Source organism: Acinetobacter sp. Ac8 (assembly GCF_055392545.1).
Window position 1 is genome coordinate 4,184,211 of the sequence record NZ_AP043689.1, and the last position, 18,572, is coordinate 4,202,782.

General features: G+C 40.3%; 20 protein-coding genes. 7 read left to right on the forward strand and 13 right to left on the reverse strand.

Annotated features, from left to right (window positions below; all coding sequences use genetic code 11):
- The first annotated feature begins 52 nt into the window (after nucleotides 1-52).
- The 4 genes from ACZ5QH_RS19830 (at nucleotide 53) to ACZ5QH_RS19845 (ending at nucleotide 3,101) form a co-directional block, all read left to right on the forward strand.
- On the forward strand, nucleotides 53-382 hold the full coding sequence (locus ACZ5QH_RS19830) for a DHCW motif cupin fold protein (RefSeq protein ID WP_004725953.1): 330 nt from the start codon (nucleotides 53-55) through the stop codon (nucleotides 380-382).
- 77 nt (nucleotides 383-459) lie between these two features.
- On the forward strand, nucleotides 460-1,917 hold the full coding sequence (locus tag ACZ5QH_RS19835) for a protein adenylyltransferase SelO (RefSeq protein WP_303577383.1): 1,458 nt from the start codon (nucleotides 460-462) through the stop codon (nucleotides 1,915-1,917).
- A gap of 179 nt (nucleotides 1,918-2,096) precedes the next feature.
- On the forward strand, nucleotides 2,097-2,696 hold the full coding sequence (locus tag ACZ5QH_RS19840; RefSeq protein WP_166781821.1) for a L,D-transpeptidase family protein: 600 nt from the start codon (nucleotides 2,097-2,099) through the stop codon (nucleotides 2,694-2,696).
- 24 nt (nucleotides 2,697-2,720) lie between these two features.
- Complete coding sequence (locus ACZ5QH_RS19845) at nucleotides 2,721-3,101, forward strand: MmcQ/YjbR family DNA-binding protein (RefSeq protein WP_004725945.1); 381 nt, start codon at nucleotides 2,721-2,723, stop codon at nucleotides 3,099-3,101.
- A 203-nt stretch (nucleotides 3,102-3,304) separates the two neighbouring features.
- On the opposite strand, the gene ACZ5QH_RS19850 is transcribed toward ACZ5QH_RS19845, so the two are convergent.
- On the reverse strand, nucleotides 3,305-3,991 hold the full coding sequence (locus tag ACZ5QH_RS19850) for a response regulator (RefSeq protein ID WP_004725942.1): 687 nt from the start codon (nucleotides 3,989-3,991) through the stop codon (nucleotides 3,305-3,307).
- Between the two features lie 15 nt (nucleotides 3,992-4,006).
- Nucleotides 4,007-5,749 (reverse strand): sensor histidine kinase efflux regulator BaeS, encoded by a 1,743-nt coding sequence (gene baeS, locus ACZ5QH_RS19855; RefSeq protein ID WP_303577407.1) that lies wholly within the window; start codon nucleotides 5,747-5,749, stop codon nucleotides 4,007-4,009.
- 138 nt (nucleotides 5,750-5,887) lie between these two features.
- Between baeS and ACZ5QH_RS19860 the strand changes: the two genes are divergently transcribed.
- The gene (locus ACZ5QH_RS19860; protein WP_239044862.1) at nucleotides 5,888-6,508 is read left to right on the forward strand and encodes a hypothetical protein; all 621 of its coding nucleotides are present in this window, start codon (nucleotides 5,888-5,890) and stop codon (nucleotides 6,506-6,508) included.
- A 73-nt stretch (nucleotides 6,509-6,581) separates the two neighbouring features.
- On the opposite strand, the gene yjgA is transcribed toward ACZ5QH_RS19860, so the two are convergent.
- From yjgA to mazG, 9 genes are all read right to left on the reverse strand, one after another.
- On the reverse strand, nucleotides 6,582-7,121 hold the full coding sequence (gene yjgA, locus ACZ5QH_RS19865) for a ribosome biogenesis factor YjgA (protein WP_004725935.1): 540 nt from the start codon (nucleotides 7,119-7,121) through the stop codon (nucleotides 6,582-6,584).
- A gap of 2 nt (nucleotides 7,122-7,123) precedes the next feature.
- Nucleotides 7,124-7,393 carry an HPr family phosphocarrier protein gene (locus ACZ5QH_RS19870; RefSeq protein ID WP_004725933.1) on the reverse strand — a complete coding sequence of 90 codons (270 nt, stop codon included), beginning with the start codon at nucleotides 7,391-7,393 and terminating at the stop codon, nucleotides 7,124-7,126.
- Nucleotides 7,390-8,241: an RNase adapter RapZ gene (gene rapZ, locus ACZ5QH_RS19875; RefSeq protein ID WP_004725931.1), complete on the reverse strand. Its 852-nt coding sequence runs from the start codon at nucleotides 8,239-8,241 to the stop codon at nucleotides 7,390-7,392. Before rapZ ends, ACZ5QH_RS19870 begins: the two co-directional genes overlap by 4 nt.
- A 25-nt stretch (nucleotides 8,242-8,266) precedes the next feature.
- Nucleotides 8,267-9,112 (reverse strand): pantoate--beta-alanine ligase, encoded by an 846-nt coding sequence (gene panC, locus ACZ5QH_RS19880; RefSeq protein ID WP_244014102.1) that lies wholly within the window; start codon nucleotides 9,110-9,112, stop codon nucleotides 8,267-8,269.
- Between the two features lie 2 nt (nucleotides 9,113-9,114).
- Entirely contained in the window at nucleotides 9,115-9,924 is an 810-nt protein-coding gene (panB, locus tag ACZ5QH_RS19885) for a 3-methyl-2-oxobutanoate hydroxymethyltransferase (RefSeq protein WP_239044860.1), read from the reverse strand.
- A gap of 46 nt (nucleotides 9,925-9,970) precedes the next feature.
- On the reverse strand, nucleotides 9,971-10,456 hold the full coding sequence (gene folK / locus ACZ5QH_RS19890; protein WP_035370594.1) for a 2-amino-4-hydroxy-6-hydroxymethyldihydropteridine diphosphokinase: 486 nt from the start codon (nucleotides 10,454-10,456) through the stop codon (nucleotides 9,971-9,973).
- Nucleotides 10,450-11,931 carry a polynucleotide adenylyltransferase PcnB gene (gene pcnB, locus ACZ5QH_RS19895; protein ID WP_034612381.1) on the reverse strand — a complete coding sequence of 494 codons (1,482 nt, stop codon included), beginning with the start codon at nucleotides 11,929-11,931 and terminating at the stop codon, nucleotides 10,450-10,452. Before pcnB ends, folK begins: the two co-directional genes overlap by 7 nt.
- A gap of 147 nt (nucleotides 11,932-12,078) precedes the next feature.
- Entirely contained in the window at nucleotides 12,079-12,540 is a 462-nt protein-coding gene (locus tag ACZ5QH_RS19900) for a ComEA family DNA-binding protein (RefSeq protein ID WP_303577384.1), read from the reverse strand.
- Nucleotides 12,533-13,312, reverse strand: a complete 780-nt coding sequence (gene mazG, locus ACZ5QH_RS19905) for a nucleoside triphosphate pyrophosphohydrolase (RefSeq protein ID WP_034612378.1) — start codon at nucleotides 13,310-13,312, stop codon at nucleotides 12,533-12,535. Before mazG ends, ACZ5QH_RS19900 begins: the two co-directional genes overlap by 8 nt.
- Before the next feature lie 105 nt (nucleotides 13,313-13,417).
- Between mazG and ACZ5QH_RS19910 the strand changes: the two genes are divergently transcribed.
- Together ACZ5QH_RS19910 and ACZ5QH_RS19915 are read left to right on the forward strand one after the other, a co-directional pair.
- The gene (locus ACZ5QH_RS19910) at nucleotides 13,418-14,191 is read left to right on the forward strand and encodes an SDR family oxidoreductase (protein ID WP_303577385.1); all 774 of its coding nucleotides are present in this window, start codon (nucleotides 13,418-13,420) and stop codon (nucleotides 14,189-14,191) included.
- Nucleotides 14,192-14,387: 196 nt separating this feature from the next.
- Complete coding sequence (locus ACZ5QH_RS19915; protein WP_004817008.1) at nucleotides 14,388-14,762, forward strand: hypothetical protein; 375 nt, start codon at nucleotides 14,388-14,390, stop codon at nucleotides 14,760-14,762.
- Between the two features lie 78 nt (nucleotides 14,763-14,840).
- Here ACZ5QH_RS19915 and ACZ5QH_RS19920 read toward each other — a convergent pair whose 3' ends face one another.
- A complete protein-coding gene (locus ACZ5QH_RS19920) occupies nucleotides 14,841-17,147 on the reverse strand; it encodes a RelA/SpoT family protein (RefSeq protein ID WP_004725915.1) in 2,307 nt (768 codons plus the stop codon).
- Between the two features lie 27 nt (nucleotides 17,148-17,174).
- On the reverse strand, nucleotides 17,175-18,569 hold the full coding sequence (gene rlmD / locus ACZ5QH_RS19925; protein WP_303577386.1) for a 23S rRNA (uracil(1939)-C(5))-methyltransferase RlmD: 1,395 nt from the start codon (nucleotides 18,567-18,569) through the stop codon (nucleotides 17,175-17,177).
- Nucleotides 18,570-18,572 lie beyond the last annotated feature (3 nt).

Genomic DNA, 18,572 nt, shown 5'->3' on the forward strand with positions numbered 1-18,572 from the left:
TTTTATCCATTTTTTACAGACATTCATACTGAGAATATTGAGAGAAAATAATATGCAAATTAATAACATCCCCTTTGGCATTACCAACTGGGCAGAAGTTCCAACAACGCGCCATGAGGGTGAGCAAGGCTTTGCACTTTGGCGCACACAGCAATTTGACAATATTCGAGTGCGAATGGTCGAATATTCTGTCGATTATTTGGCTGACCACTGGTGTTTAAAAGGTCATATCCTGTTTTGCTTGGAAGGTGAGTTACACACTGAACTTGATGATGGGCGTACCTTTACTTTAAAAGCAGGGATGAGTTATCAAGTTGCAGATCAAGCTGAAGCGCATCGTTCTTCTACCGCATTTGGTGCAAAGCTATTTATTGTCGACTAAAACAGTCGACATTATCTCAACAGCTTAAAACTTTGCTATATTGAGAGGGACAAGTGAAACCATTGTGACCGATCGCTATGCAATTTGCCCCACGTTATCCATCTCTCGATTCAAAGCTCTATCATGAGCAAATGCCTAGTCCACTGAAAGGTGCAAAGCCTGGGCATTTTAATGCTGCGCTTGCGGATGAATTACAATGGTCTGAAGATGAAAAAGCCCAATGGGTCGAGATTTGTAGCGGACAAAAAACCTTTGCTGAATTTCATCCCCTTGCCATGGTTTATGCAGGGCATCAATTTGGACAATGGGCAGGTCAATTGGGTGATGGGCGTGGCCTATTGATAGCGCAAATTTTAAATCGACAAGGTCAAACCATTGACCTACATTTAAAAGGTGCAGGCTCAACCCCATACTCTCGTATGGGAGACGGACGTGCTGTATTACGCTCTGTAATTCGTGAATATCTAGCGGGTCACGCACTCAATGCACTGGGGGTTGCTTCAAGCAATTCCGTAGGCTTTACTTCTTCAACCCAAGGCGTACAACGAGAAAAACTTGAACTTGGTGCAATGATGTTACGCACTTCGGATTGCCACATCCGTTTAGGGCATTTTGAATGGATCAATCAATATCAGCCTGAGTTACTCTCTGAATTTACCCAAAAATGTATTGAATGGCACTATCCACAATGTTTGAGTGCTGAACAGCAAAAGTTTGAAGACACTGTTTTAGCATTTGCAACGCAAGTGATCCAAAACACCGCTGTCATGATCGCAAAATGGCAATTGGTAGGTTTTGCGCATGGAGTTATGAATACGGATAATCTCAATATTACAGGTTCTACCCTTGATTTTGGCCCTTATGGTTTTATGGAGCGTTTCCGTCCCAATTGGATCAACAATCATAGTGATTACAATGGCCGTTATACCTACCAAAACCAACCGAGTATTGCACATTGGAACTTATGGAATTGGTTAAACAATTTAATTCCACTGGCACAAGCAGAAAATAAAGAACAATTTAAGCAAGACCTCGTCGAATGTTTAGAGCATTTTGAACCGACCTTTCTAGAACATTATACCCATGGGTTATGCCAAAAACTTGGACTACCTGCCTTCCATAAAGATAGTTTTGATTGTGGTATGGCATTTTTAAGAATTCTACAAAGTGAGCAACTCGACTATACCGACAGTTTTCTTCGCTTACAGAATAAAGAATACGAAGCTATTAAAGATGATTGCCTAGATCGCTTTCAATTTGAAAACTTCTTGACGCAATATCACAGTATTCGTGAGCAGCAAGATATTGATGTACTTGATGCAGAAATGAAAAAGGCCAATCCAGTCTATATTTTAAGAAATCATATGCTACAAACAGCCATTGAACAGGCTGAACGTGATGATTTTTCTGAGGTTGATCGTCTATTTAAATTGCTTAGTCATCCCTTTACCAAACAAACGGATTTAGAAACAGCCAAAGATTTAGCGCCTTTACCGAGCGACGTTCCTGAAGTGATGGTGAGTTGTTCGTCTTGATCAAATAAATTGCCGAATCACTTTCTTTGATCTGACCCATCATAGTTACCCACAATTTCTGTGGATAAACTTGTGTTTATCCACAGGATAAATCCACAATCACAAATTAACTACAGCTTTTGTCTTTAGAATGAATAAAATTTAGGCAATACAGGGTTTTACAACATTAGTATTCTAAAATGAATAAAAAATACCTCATTCCATGCTTGATTCTTTTGGCTATAGCTATAACAAGTGTTTGGACTTATCAAAAATATAATCAATTTATTCCAACCGCAAATGCTGCTATACATGTGCAGAATTTATCTGAGCAAGAGATTCAACGTCTTCGTCAAAACACGCCAATCACCGAAGTTAAAGTTTATAAATCAGATCGTATTGTTAAACTCATGCATCATGATCAAGACATACGAACATATCCAATGCGCTTAGGCTTTGATCCTATTGGACATAAAGTTAAAGAAGGTGATGGAAAAACCCCTGAAGGTCGTTATATTCTAGATTGGCGGAATCCCAATAGTGCATTTTATAAATCGCTGCATGTGTCCTATCCAAACCAACAGGATAAATCTAAAGCCAACCAACTTGGTGTTTCTCCTGGTGGTGACATTATGATTCATGGTTCAGCAACACGCTCACAAGTGGAAAAGCTGCCTAGTTTAATGACCTACTTACCTAGAAATGACTGGACATGGGGGTGTATTGCCGTTAGAAATATAGACATGGATGAAATTTGGAAGCTGGTCGATGATGGAACAGTGATTAGCATTTATTCATAAAGAATATTTTAAAAAGAGACAATGATGACTGGTGAAGAAATCCGAACTTTAGCATTTAAGATTGCATCACATTTACCTAAATCCGAACTTGACTATCCTTTTGGTGAGGATGTTCCTGTTTTTAAAGTGATGGGAAAAATGTTTATGTTAGGCTCTGAACTGCATGGCAAAAAACTGATTAATTTAAAAGTTGAACCTGATCATGGCGAAATGTTGAGAGATCTCTACCCCTCGATTCAGGTGGGCTACCATATGAATAAACGTCATTGGATTTCAGTCTATGAAGGCGAACAGATCAGTGCTGATCTGATTCAAGACTTAGTTGAAGGCTCTTATGAGCTTGTGAGCAAGAGCCTGACCAAAGCCCAAAAGCAGGTATTGGCGGTTTATCAACACATTAAATAATTAGCGGGCTTTGGATCGCACATTTGATCAACAGACCTAAGCTCTATCTATCCACGATTCAGTCAAAATCAGAATGTATCAATAAACATAAAGTTATATGTTTATTTTTCAAACATAACTTTTTACATTTATAAACATTTACCCACAATATCTGTGGATAAACCTGTGTTTATCCACAATGATGAACTTAAAATGTCGAAAACTTAATCTTCTGGATATTCAAAACGGTAGCCTACGCCATAAACAGCTTGTACCCATTCATGACGATTTCCAGTTTCCGCTGCTTCAGATATTTTACGGCGTAAGTTCTTGATATGACTATCAATAACACGGTCAGCAACATCAAAACTATCTGGGTTAATATGGTCTAAAAGTTGCGCTCTAGAATAGACTTGTCCCAAATGTTCGAGGAAAAGCTCTAAAAGGCGGAATTCAGTTGGCGTTAAATTCAACGATTTTTGTTGATACCAGATACGTTGTTGTGCTTTATCAATACGAAATAAGTCATTGGCTTCAGGTTCAGCTTTACGTTCTAAACGGCGTAATACCGCTTGTACACGTGCCACCAACTCTTTTGGGCTAAAAGGTTTGCAGACATAGTCATCTGCTCCCATATTTAAACCCAAGACACGATCGATTTCTTCCGTTCGTGCAGTCACCATGATAATCGGTAAGTCGGTTTGCTCACGCACTTTACGGCAAATGGTCAAACCATCCATACGTGGGACCATCAAATCCAACACCATTAAACTTGGCTTGCGTTGCAGGAAGCTGTCATACGCTTCTTGACCATCATGAAACATACTGACTTCAAAGCCCGCTGCTTCTAGATAATCCCGCACCAATTGCGCAAGTTCAACTTCATCCTCTACCAGCATGATATGCTTCATGTTGTACTATTCCTTTTAAACTTTAGTATGTTTTGAAAATGTCAGTTTGCAACGCAAACCGCCTAATGGCGAATGATCAAAAGTAAGCTGACCACCGAGTGTTTGTGCAATTTTACCTGATAAAGCCAATCCCAATCCTGTACCGCCTGTACTACGTGTACGTGAATTATCCACACGATAGAAACGTTCGCCCAAGTGTGCAATCTGTTCATCACTCAAACCCAATGGGCTATCATCGACGATCACACTCCAAGAATCTGCATCTTGCTCTGTATGCACTTGGACTTCACCACCTGCCTCAGTATAGCGAATACTATTTCCAAGTAAGTTGACCATAATTTGCTTAAAGCGATCTATATCTAATTGTAATTTCGCTCCCTCACCTGTGGCTGAAATTGTTAAATCAGCCTGTTCAAATTTAGGTTTAAAATTCTCGATTTCTTGTAAGACCACCGACCACGGATCAATTTCTGCAAAGTAGCATTTTAATTGTTGTGCTTCAGCTTGCGCCAAATCGGCTAAATCCTGTGTCAACTTCTTCAAGCTCGTAACCTGACGTAACATCGCTTCAAAATGTTCTGGTGTCGGCTTGCGAATTCCATCCTGCATGGCTTCAATCTGTGCTTGCAATACTGCTAATGGCGTTTTTAACTCATGTGAAGTATCTGCAACCCACTGACGGCGTGATGTTTCATGCTGGTCGAGAATAACAGCCAGTTGATTTAACTCTGTCGACAAGTCTCCTAATTCATCATTGCGGTTAATCACCACTTGATGCTGGTAGTTCCCTTTGGTTAATTCGCGAGTTGCATTCAACAAACGTTGAATCGGTGTTTTAAAATAAGTCGCCAATAACAATGCTGCAACCAAGCTGGATAAGAAGGTGAAGATATAAATCAGCACTAAATAACGCTTTTGATTACTAAAGAAGTTAATACTCAGTGCATCATCCTGATCTAAAACTGGTTTTAAACCCAAATAACCGACCACTTCATCATTGACTAAAATCGGACGATAAGACACCTGATCATCTGACGGCTCACCTAAAATAAACTGTTGTTTTGCATCATATAAAGAAAGTCGTGAACTCAGACCCAAACGGTCAGGCAATGACACAAATATCTTTTTGCCATTCTGCGGATTTACCGTTCGCATCGGATCTCGCGTTGATGCTTCTTTCGCTGCAGAAGCTGGTGCTTCGTGTCCTGCTGAAAGATGACCTTTATCTTTGCCTATAGGCGGTTTATTTGCTTTACGATCCGAGGGTCTATATAAGTTTTGATTTGAACTAAGCGGGAATTTCAAACCTTCAAAAGGTTGATAAGCTGAGGGTAAATTTTCTTCGAGAATTTTCAGTTCTTCTTTATCCAGTTGAGACTTATGAACGGCACCGTCCGTTTGTCCCAAAGTCGCCACCATTGTATGTTCTTTAAAGTAGCGTTGCTGTAAAGCGATATCATACTGACGACGTAGCCACCAGCGTGATAATTTATCATAATCATCAGGCGCAGCATCACCTTCAATTTGCAAAATCTGTGCTTGAACCGCGTTACCCCAGTCTTGATAGACCCCATATACATCTGCCAAGTTTTCGATCAGATGATCAAGTTTCTGCATTTCAACATCTGCAACATATCTGGCAAAGTTCTTTTGCATGGTCCAATGTAAGACACCCAAGCTCACTGTTGTAATGACTAAAGTTGTCAATAAAACGGTCAGAAATAAGCGTAATGCAATGGGAACTCGACGTATTTTCAAAACTGGTCTCACGTTTTTCTTCTCATTTCAACATTGTACCCAACAGTTGCTCAAAATTCTCTCCATTGTTTCTACATCATTATTATTTAATCTTTACTGTATCAACAGAACATCAAAATATTCATTGGAGTAGTAACAATGAAAGCAATGACAAAAATCGCACTGGTATCAGCAAGTATTTTAACTGCGGGGGCTTTAACAGCCTGCCAATCCAATCCTGGTCCTAAAGACGGTCCAGATGGCCGTCCAATGATGCATGGTGAACATCATAAAATGTCACCAGAACAACGCGAAGAAATGAAACAGAAACGTGCTCAACATAAAGCGTTACGCCAACAAATGCAAAAAGCCTGTGATGGCAAAGCAATTGGTCAAACGGTTCAGGTGACAGCAGGTCAGCAAAATATTAATGGTACATGTAATATCGTATTCAAGCCTGATCACAAGGCGATGAAAGAAATGAAACAAGATTTCCGTCGTGATGGAGAACAACGTGGTCATATGATGCGCCATGATGGGCCACGTATGAAAGACATGACCGAAGAACAACGTGCTCAAATTAAGCAAGAATTTGCACAAAAACGTGCAGAACGTAAAGCGCAGTGGGATGCGATTCAAAAATCATGTGCAGGCCAAACTGATGGCAAGGCAATCCAAGTAAAAATGGGTGATAAAATCATCGATGGTAAATGTGTTGTTAAATTCCAGCCAGAATTTAAAGCAGGCGAAAACATGCCCATGATGCCATCAAAAGTTTAATTCCTATCTCGGTTAAATATAAAAAACGACCCAAAAGGGTCGTTTTTTATTTGTCACGATCATTTATTTGAGTTTACTTGGAATTATCCGAAATCAAAGCCACTTGTTGGGCATAATTTAATAACTTAAGTTTAGAAGCCGCTAATTCTTCAGCAGTGGCTTGACGGGTGATATCCCGATGAATGCGCAATACATGCTGACGTAAAGAATGACTTTCTGCAGCATTATAAGATTTACAGAATTCTTTAATTGCAGGATCACGTTGTTCAATCATTCGATCAACCCAACGATCCAATTGCGCCAACTTTTTAATCCCTTGTTTAGGGGTTAAATAAGACAAAATGATAGCTTCATCTTCATTACGCAAAAGCTTACCAATCCGCTGAAATTGACGGCGACGTGCTTCAAAAGATGTGATCAATTGCACATCAAGCAAAGCCTCAATCAACCGATCTTCAACAGGTAAAGATTCAATTTGTTTCTTTGACAACTCTGCGAGTTGTTCACCTAAAGCAGCCATACGTTGTACAGCTTTTTTCTGTTCGGTTTTACTTGCACGCCCTTCTAAAGACTCAAAATCATCTTCAGTAAAACGTTGCGGACGACGTGCCACGATTATTCTGCCTCGTAAAATTTATCTGCGAACAGTGCTTGAACTTCAGACAAAGCTTTTTCTTCATCTGCACCATCAATCACTAGACGCAAGGTGGTTCCTTTACCCGCTCCGAGCATAAGTAAAGAAAGGATATTCTTGGCATCGACTAACTTGTCACCCTTACCAATTTGAATAGAGCATTTAAATTTAGTCGTGACTTCAATTAGTTTTCCAGATGCACGCGCATGTAATCCTAATTTATTAATTACGTCAACAGTTGTGTCAATCATGACCAGTGCTTCATTTCTCTATGTAATACCTGAATAGTCCATTTCGACTCAAGAGCCTTTTTCAACCTATCCACAATATAAACCGAACGATGTTGCCCCCCCGTACAGCCAATTGACACTGTAATATAGTGACGATGACCTTCCGAAAAAGCAGGCAACCACTTATTTAAAAACTGATAGATGTCTTGATACATCTCATTTGCTTGCTCGCTGGCTTCTAAAAATTTACGTACTGGTTCATCTAAACCCGAATATTTACGTAACTCTAAATCCCAATGTGGATTCGGCAAATGCCTTACATCAAAAACAAAATCTGCATCTAATGGAATACCATGTTTATAACCAAAAGATTGCAAAATTAAAATGAGTTTATCGGACTGTCCCAGTTTGGACAATAAGGTATCTTTTAAATCGTGTACACTTTTATCCGTTGTATCGATATGTACTGTTGCTCGCAGTTGAATGGGGAGCAATAAATTTTTTTCTTCTTGAATACATTCATTCAAACTTTGGAAGCGGTTTGACAAAGGATGTGGACGTCGCGATGCGCTAAAACGTGAAATCAACTCCTGATCACGTGTCGTTAAATAAATAACGTCTACGCTGCCATGTTTCTGTAACTGTTGAAAAACCTGATCAAAACCTTGTAAATCTTCTTTGGCGCTTCGAACATCGACACCGAGTGCCAATAATTCTAAATTGTTTTCTCTATCCAGCTTTTCAACGATTTCAGGAAGCAATGCCAAAGGCAAATTATCGATACAGTAATAACCCAAATCTTCAAGCACCTGCAAAGCAGATGATTTACCTGAACCAGACTGTCCTGTTACGATAAGTATGCGCTTCATGGCATGGCGATCCTAAAAGCAAAGTTTATGTCAAATGTTTTACTTGTAAATTGTCAATCAGACGAGTCTTGCCTAATTTCGCTGCAACAAACAATACAACATCTTGGTCGAATTGTTCAACTTTTTGCAACGTTGGACTACGTGCTTCGACATAATCCACAACCAACCCTGCATCATTTAAACTTTCACGAATTTGCGCCAAGACATCTACAAGTGCTTTACCTGCATGTAAATCTTGTTCAGCAGTCGTTAAGCTCTTAAAAATAACAGGAGCTGTTTGACGATCTTGTTCAGATAAGTAACCATTACGAGAACTTAAGGCCAAACCATCTTCAGCACGTGCAATTGGCACACCAATCACTTCAATTGGCATATTCAAATCACGAACAACCTGCTTAATCACAGCCAATTGTTGATAATCTTTCTGTCCAAAAAATGCAAAGTTCGGCTGTACAATATTAAACAATTTGGTGACAACAACAGCAACACCATCAAAATGACCTGGACGTTGTAATCCGCACAAGTCATTGGTAATTTCGCCCACACTAATATTGGTTAAGCGTGGGAATTTACCATACATTTGTTCCACAGAAGGTGCAAAAACAATGTCGCAACCCACTTCAGCAAGCAAATTACTGTCTTGCTCAAGTGTACGAGGATAATTATCAAAATCTTCATTCGGTCCAAATTGGATTGGATTGACGAAAATACTGACCACCACCACATCACATAATTTACGCGCTTCACGAACCAGATTTAAGTGGCCTTGATGTAGATTTCCCATCGTCGGTACAAAACCAATGATTTTACGTGCCGATCGAGCAGGTTGAAGTGATGCTGTTAATCCTTGAATGGTCGTTTCTGTTTTCATGTTTACAGCTCTACTTGGAAAGTATGTTCTTTGGCAGGGAATGATTGCTCTTGTACAGCAACATGATATGCCTTAAATGCATCCACGATTGCAGTTTCCCCTGCTTGTTCTTTCATAAAATTACGTACAAAACGTGCCACTTTACCAAACGTCAAACCAAGCATATCTTGCACCACAAGTACTTGACCATCGGTATCTGCACCAGCACCAATGCCAATCACAGGAACATGTGGGAACAATTCGGCAATTTCTTTACCCATCTGTGCCGGAACACATTCAAGCAATAACACAGCCGCACCTGCATCAACTACAGCTTTACAGTCCGCAATCAGTTGATCTGCTGATTCACGCGTTTTCGCTTGTAATTTATAACCACCAAAAACATGCACTGATTGTGGTGTTAAACCCAAATGTACACAAACAGGAATACCATTTCGTGTCAAAACTTCTACAGTTTCAGCCAGCCACTCACCGCCCTCAATTTTCACCATTTGAGCGCCCGCTTGCATCACGGTTTTTGAATTGAGCAACGCATCATTGAGCGTGGCATAACTCATAAAGGGTAAATCACACAGCACAAACGCATGTTGATTTGCACGACGCACAGCCGCAGTATGATAAGCCATATCTGCAACAGTCACAGGCAAGGTAGAATCATGCCCTTGGATTGTCATCCCTAAAGAGTCACCAATCAAAATGGTGTCAATCTCAGCAACTTCCATACCTTTTGCCATACTTGCATCATAGCAAGTTAAGCATGAAAATTTACGTCCCTGAGTTTTGAATTGTCTTAAATCACTTAGGCTAATCATGACGATATTCCTCTATCAATGAGAGTTCCTCTGCCCATTCAATCCTTTAATCAGCCCATGACTGATCTGCTAAAACACTAAGGGTTGAATGTTGCACGAAATCTAACTTTTGCAATGATTGTCCATTGACTTGGAGCTCAGGATCGAGATCCAACAATGGAATCACCACAAAATCACGCTCTAAAATACCGATATGCGGTACTGTGAGCCGCTCATTTATAATGTTTTTTTCAGCATAAAGCAAAAGATCTAGATCTAAAGTACGCTCACCCCAGCGGCGTAACCGTACTCGACCTGATTCATTTTCAATACGTTGCAGTTCATCCAGCAAGGCCAAAGGCGCTAAATCGGTGTGTAATTCTGCAACTGCATTGTGATAATTTGGCTGATCTTGAGGCCCCATCGGCGGGCTTTGATACAGCTTTGAAACGATAACAACACCTAAGTTTCTGAGTTTTTCTACAGCTTCCCGTAAAATTTGCTCAGAATCACCTAAATTACTGCCTAAACCAATATAGGTTTTAATCATGATTGGGTCGGTCCAAAAATCACACTGCTTAAATCACGTTGTACGCGTCTACGCTTGGTAATTGGATGATCCGCTGTGATCTCGCCTTTGTTTACTGCTGTTCGAGCATCATTTCTACTTCTAAAATCTTGAGATGATGTTGAATTTGGCTTAGTCCGCGAACGACGGCTACGAGATTCTTGTTCTTTCACCAATGGTTCAATTTGCGTGGAAGCTGCTGCTTTTACATCTTCAACAGGGGCAACTTCAGCAAGTTTCTTACGACTCTTAGCACGCTGACGATTATAGCTGCCAATTGCACGCTCTTTCTCATCAGTCGACATGTCTTGGTAAGCTTCCCACCATGCACCCATGCCATTGGTAGAAGCATCACCTGACTTCTCTCTCAACAACAAGAAGTCAAATCCTGCACGGAAACGTGCATGACCCGAAAGCGCTTCAATCTGTTGTGGTTTCGGGTTAAGCAAACGGCTTTGCATTTCCCAGACTTCACGAATAAAGGTTTCGGCAAAACGAGGAATAATGGTTCGTGTCGCTTGACGTTTTAACACATCTAAGCCTGCTTGAGCTCGTGCTTCTGCAGCAACTACACCTTTAGCATGGTAGAAATCACAACGCGCTAAGAAATTATTCCAGAGCAATACCGCATAGAAAAATGCAGGATTAATGGTTTTACCCATTTGAATCCGTTGATCGGTATTTTTCGCTGCACGCTCTATAAATTGGGTAATCTCAGGGCTAATATCAGCAAATAATTGCTTCCAAATACCAAATTCAATCAACATCGGCATCACACGATGCAAATGCCCCATGGTGAATAATTTTTGCGACTCATCATATAAACGATGCGGAGAAACATCACGCAGCAATTGCGTCATTTCTTGGGTAAAAACGTCTAATATTTTAGGATCTATACTAAAATTTAACTTCGCAGCAAAACGTAATGTACGCAACATCCGTACTGGATCTTCTTCAAAACGAAGTGCTGGATCACCCAATAGTCTTAAAGTTTTAGTTTTTATATCATCAATAGCATGACAAAAATCGAGCACTTCCCCTTTTCGAGGTTGGTAATACATGGCATTGATGGAAAAATCACGTCGAGCAAAATCTTGCTCTATTGTTCCCCAATTGTTGTCACGTAAAATCATCCCTTGTGCAGAGGTAATGGCTTTTTTCGGTGGGGCACGGAATGTCGCCACCTCAATCAATTCACGACCTGAGTACACATGTGCCAATTCAAAACGTCGCCCAATAATTCGGCAACGACGACCAAATACCTCTTTCACCTGTGAAGGTGTTGCATTGGTCACAGCATCGTAGTCTTTCGGATTTAAGCCAAGCATTAAATCACGTACACCACCACCGACTATATAAGCTTCATAGCCAGCTTTAGTTAAAGAATCAATAACATCTAAAATGGAGGAAGGTAATTGAGCGGTGGATAACCCACACTTTGACGCACGCAAAGTTTGCAAAAGACACTGTCTCCTACGTCAGGACGTAAAAATCATAATTGTGCTAATGATATCGCTTACACAGCTAAAGGGCAATTTGATTCTCGCAAACTTCACTTGAATTTATGGACTATTGATAATTCGTCGATCTACAGGCTGTTAAACCCATCATAAACTCAGCCGTGCTCTATTCTGCTCGAAAAGTTTCTCGCCAATCCCTTTGACCTTTTTTAAGTCATCGATACTTTTAAATCCGCCATTCTGATTACGATAAGCAATAATCGCCTGTGCTTTCTTTGCCCCCACACCCGTGAGCTGTTGTAATTGTTCAGCATTTGCAGAATTTAAACTGACTTTTAAAGCAGAGCTGCTTGAAGACTGAGCAGATGATGATGGGCCTTTGTGATTGCTATTCGATGGCGATTTTTGGCTATTCGGTCGTGAAAGATAGTATTGATCGTCGACTTTTTTTAATTGTGCATCATGGACCTGTTGTTGTGCTTTCCAGTTGAGATAAGCTTGATCAAACTGTTGTGCATACAAGCTCAAGGAGCAACTCAAAAGCACCAATAAAAAAGACGATTTAATTAGTTTTACTACACGATTAAAATAAAAATGCTGATTACTCATTGCTAACCTGTGATTTTAATTGTTGCTTTGCCTGATCCCAAAGAAGATCCATTTCTTCTAAAGACACATCTTCTAATCTTTTATTTTTAAAATTGATTTGATCTTCAATATAAGCAAAGCGAGATTTAAATTTATAAATGGTTCCTAACAGCGCCATCTCACTTGAAATGCCTAGTTTACGCCCTACATTAATTAAAGAAAATAAACAATCACCAAATTCATCCATAATTTCATCAGGTTTTTCCGATTGCAGCGCCTCTTCAAACTCTGCCAGTTCTTCTTTGACTTTATCGTAGGCCTGCGCCACATCAGGAAAATCAAAGCCTACTTTTGCGACATTTTTTTGAATGTTTTCTGCCTGAGATAAAGCGGGACCATGTTTTACCGCATCTAATCGAGATTGAGTTTTGCCCTGTTTTTCTTGTTGTTTAATTTCCTGCCACAACACCGACACTTGTTCAGGCGTTAAATTATCAAATTGTTGTTTTTGGAAAACATGTGGATGGCGTCGGATCAATTTTTGACAAAGTACATCGACAACATCGTTAAAATCAAAAGCCCCCTGCTCACTGTACATCTGTGATTGAAAAACCACTTGTAGCAATAAATCACCTAATTCATTTTTAATTTCATCTATATCACCAGAACGTACTGCTTCTTCTACCTCATATGCTTCTTCAATCGCATAGCGCGTTAAACTTTCAGGTGTCTGTTCACGATCCCAAGGGCATTCTGCACGTAATTGTTTCATGATGGCGAATAGCTGTTGCATTTTATGTCCTTTAAGATCAATAACAAATGACTGCACAACACTTGTTGTTATGCATGTTTTATGTTCAACTCTTTGCAATCAAAATAAACTAAAAAGGATGCTGCAATGAGTCAAAGCATATTCATTAGTGGTGCTGCGCAAGGGATTGGGGCTGCGATTGCACGTCTATTCTACCAACAAGGTTATCAAGTTGGTATTTATGATATCAATGAAGCGCAGGCTCAAATTTTAGCAGATCAATTGGGTGACAATGCCAAAGCGGGCAAATTAGATGTGCGCGATTATGCACAATGGCAAACCGCGCTTAAAGAATTTTCTCAATGGGCAAATGGCCTCAACATTTTAGTCAATAATGCTGGGATTCTTTATTCTGGAGATTTTGAAAAAACCGAGATTAGTGACCATCACCGCACAATCAATATCAATGTCAATGGCGTTTTAAATGGCTGTCATGCCGCACTTCCTTATCTGAAAGAAGCAAAATTTGCGCGTATCATCAATCTTTCCTCAGCATCAGCCATTTATGGACAAGCAGATTTAGTCTCTTATTCTGCCAGTAAATTTGCCGTACGCGGTATTACAGAAGGATTAGATATCGAATGGCAAAAATATGGCATTCGTGTACTGGATGTGATGCCGCTTTTTGTCCAAACAGCGATGGTGACAGACATGGATGCAGGCGCGATTCAAAATATTGGGGTTAGTCTCACGCCCCAAGATGTTGCCGAACAAGTGTTTGGCTTAGTCAAAGCCAAAGGAAGCATCTTAACGGCTACGCATACGCCTGTGGGATTGAAAACCAAAATTATGTTCCAACTCTCTGCAATCAGCCCCCAGTTTGTCAATCGTTTAGCCAATTTACTGCTCACCAAAAAGTAATTTTTGCTCGCCTATAGGTCATAAAAAAATTATGGCTTATAGGCTTAAGTCATTTATATTGATATAAAAATATTTTAGATTTTGATTGTAATGCCGCCTTATGGAAGCGCCTATTTCGCTTCCTAACAGCTTTGTAATTTTTGTTTTTGTTATTTTAATTTATAGTTTTGTTTCCAATGTGCAAATGGAATAAACAATGAAAAAAACACTCCTAACAATAACCATACTTGCATCAAGTACAATCCTAACTGCTGCCCCACTGAGCACTACTGAACTAAAAAGTATGGATTGTGCCGCGCTTGCTGTTGAAAAAGCCAATGCAAGCCGCGTGCTCTCCACTTCTGAAACTAAGGCAACAGGCAAAACCATTAGTAAATGGGCGGGTCTTGCAAGTAGTGCTTTAAATGCTTTTGGTGGGGGCTCTGATACAGCATCCAAAGCTGGAGGCTTTGCCAATAAGGTCTCGACTGAGTCAGATCCTGGTCAAGTCGATACTCAACTTATGACTGATGCTCAAGCCAACATAGAAAATATCGCCATTTACCAAAACTCAAAAAAATGTAGCGTGTAATTTTTATAGGGTGATTTCAAATCAAAAAAACCTGCATTGTGCAGGTTTTTTTGAAATAAATAATGTCAGAACAGCGAACTAATTGCCTTGAACCAAGCGTCGAGCACTGATAATGCCAGGCTGTTGTTCTAATCTCGCCAAGAGGCGAGACAATTGCGCCAAGCCTTTCACTTCAATCAACAATTTCATATTGGCAATACCATCTGCTTCAGAAATCGTATTCACCTGACGGATATTGATCTGATCTGAAAAAATCACTTGGGTCAAATCTTTTAACAAACCACGGCGATCATACGCTTCCACCACAATTTGCACACTTTGCCCACGTGTCGGTTGCATTTCCCAATCCGCTTCCACCGCACGATCTGGTTCTAACTTGATCATGCGCATATAATCTGGGCATGCAACCTTGTGAATACTGACACCACGATTCAATGTGATATACCCAGCAATCGATTCACCATGAACAGGCTGACAACATTGTGCAATATGTAATTCAACATTGTCCAAACCATCAATTAAAATTCCATGCGCCGACAAGGTATGACTTGCGCGTGGATTTAATGTTGGTTTTAACACCAGCTCTGGTTCATCCTGATCTAAGTGCATGTGGCGATTGACTTGATTGATCAAGGCATGCAGGCTAATTTCCCCACTCACCAATGACACCAAGATGTCATCCCCAGTTTTCACATTGAAATGATTACAATAATCACTTAAATCAATACTTTTCGGGTGAATCGCTAAACGTGAAAGTTCTTTATTGAGTAGCTCACGCCCAACTTCCAGATTTTTACTGCGATCTTGTTGTCTAAACCAGTGGCGCAACTTGTCACGCGCACGCGCTGTTTTAATATAACCCAAAGAGTTAACCAACCAATCACGATTGGGTTCACGATCTTTCTTGGTTAAAATCTCAACCTGTTCACCTGTTTTTAAGGTATAGGTTAACGGCACATAGCGTTGGTTGACCCGTGATGCATAGCACTTATTGCCGACCTCAGTATGCACATGATAAGCAAAATCAAGCACCGTCGATCCGCGTGGTAGTTCTTTAATATCGCCATCACGACTAAACACATAGATTTTTTCAAACCCTTCAAAATCTTGAATTTGTTCAAAATCTTCTGTTTCATCTTCATTGGGATGTGCACTGGTTTCGGTACGTTCTTGATAATGTTCAAGCACTGCACGTAAAGAATGCAAACGATGATTAAATGAATAGTCGGTGGTTTTCGAGCCTTCTTTATAATTGAAGTGTGAACACACGCCCAACTCGGCTTCTTCATGCATTTCTTTGGTTCGGATCTGGATTTCCAAAGATTTATTTTCTGCAATCACCGCAGTATGCAAAGAGCGATAACCATTGGCTTTGGGATTGGTAATATAGTCATCGAACTGATGAGGAATATGACGCCAAATTTGATGCACAATGCCTAAAGCGTGATAACACTCTGCGACAGATTTAACCAAAACCCGTAACGCGCGAATATCATAAAGCTGATCAAAACTTAGATTTTTACTCTTCATTTTGCGGTAGATCGAATAAATATGTTTTACCCGACCTGATATTTCGGCCTCAATATCATGCCCAGCCAGCTCATTCTTGAGTTTATCTACCACAAACTGAATATATTGTTCACGCTCTAGACGCTTTTCATTGAGTAAAGAAGCAATCTCTTTATAACGTTCTGGTGCCAAATAACGGAAAGCAAGATCTTCGAGCTCCCATTTTAATTGGGCAATGCCTAAACGATGCGCCAAAGGTGAATAGATGGTGAGAATTTCTCGTGCAACACGCTCTTGACGTTCTTTTGAAGAATGCGCCAATTCACGTAAAGCAAAGGTCCGTTCAGCCAGTTTAATCAAGACCACTCGGACATCTTCTGTCACAGAAATCAACATCTTGTAGATGCCCGTCAGATGTTCACGCTGATTATTATTAAAGTGATCTTCTAAACGTTTATTCTTTTCAATCAGTTCAGAAAGTTTACCCATCGCCAAAGTGCCTTTGACAAGGTTGTAAACCTGCTCACCGCATTGCTGCTGTATTTCCTCTAAGGTGGTGAGATCCTCACGCACACTACGATAAAGCACAGCTGCTGCCAGCGTATCTTCATCGACATGTAAATGCGCGAGAATATCGGCCATCCCAATGCCTGTTGCAAAGGTATTGGTTCTGGAATTTACTGTGGTCGCCAATTCTTTTTGTAATACTAATTGCGCGACTTCTTCTAACTGCTTAAGTTCAGCACCGTCTAAAATTCCACGCACTCGATCTAGCCAAGTTGCTAGAGCCTGTTGCGCTTCATCGGCATGTTCTACAGTCGCTTCCTCTGATAGCTCATTGAGCTGATCAGGAAGTTGCTCACGTACTGTGACCATACCCTACTCCTCTAACTCTATATTTCATTATAAATCGTTTATCTCTAATTTCTTTTCAAACAAAGCAATCGATTCTACATGCCCTGTGTGCGTAAACATGTCCATCACACCAGCTTTAGTGAGCTGATAACCATGTTGTACCAAAATTCCAGCATCTCTGGCCAATGTTGCGGGATTACACGACACATAAACGATTCTTTGCGCACCAAATTTGGGCAAATAATGCATAACTTGTTCTGCACCCGCACGAGGAGGGTCAATCAATAATGCATCAAATCCTTGATTTGCCCAAGAATAATGCGAAAAGTCTTTTGTTAAATCTTGTGAATAGAATTTAACATTGCTTATGCGATTGTTCAGTGCATTTTCTGTACCACGCTTCACCATCGCTTCGCTACCTTCAACAGCAATGACTTTTCCTGTAGCACCCACACGTCGAGCGAGCGGCAGAGAAAAATTCCCCAATCCACAAAATAAATCCAAAACAGTTTCACCTGCTTTCAACTCAAGCAAATCACATGCCAGATTAACCATCTGTGGATTTACAGTGGGATTCACTTGGGTAAAATCTGTTGGATTAAACGCAAACTCGATATCAAAATCTTTTAACCGGTAATGCAAATGCATGTCTGCCTGAGCATCATCTAGCCGTTGTACACTTTCCACACCCGCAGGTTGCAAATACAACTGCCACTGTTTCTGTAACGCATATTGTTGCAATAGGTTGACATCATGGGCTTTTAATTTTTCAGTATGGCGAACCAATAATGAAATTTCGCTATCGCCTTTGGCTAATTCTATATGACCAATGCTGCTTTTGCCTTTTAGACTTTCGAGTAATGCCTTGATTTCAGGTAAGGCTTGATCTAATTCAATATCTAAAATTTTACAGGTTTCAATTGCAGTTAAGTGATTGCTCTGTGCTTCACGGAAACCCATCAATAATTTATTTTGTTTAGCTAAATAACGCACCCCTATTCGGGCTTTATGCCGATAGTCGGTACGCGTTGAACGCAATGGCGCTAACCACTGTTCAGGTACTAAGCCTGCAAAGTGGCTGAGATGTGACTTTAAAACATCTTGTTTTAAGCGAATTTGCTCATCTGGATGAATATGTTGCATATTGCATCCACCGCAAGTACCAAAATGTGGGCAGATCGGTTGAATACGATGTGGATTTGGCTCACTGAGTAATTCAATACTGTCCGCTTCTTCAAGTTTGGATACTTGACGCGTCACTTGAGCTTTTACGATTTCACCAGGCAGTGCATAGCGAATAAAAACTTTTTTACCCTGCTTTTCACTTGGATGATTGAGTTCTGTTCCATAATGCGCAATCCCTCGCCCTTCGTGTGACAATCTTTCAACTTTAAAAATATATTGTGGAAGCTGAGATGGTCGAGGTTTAGCTCTATGTTTCAAAGG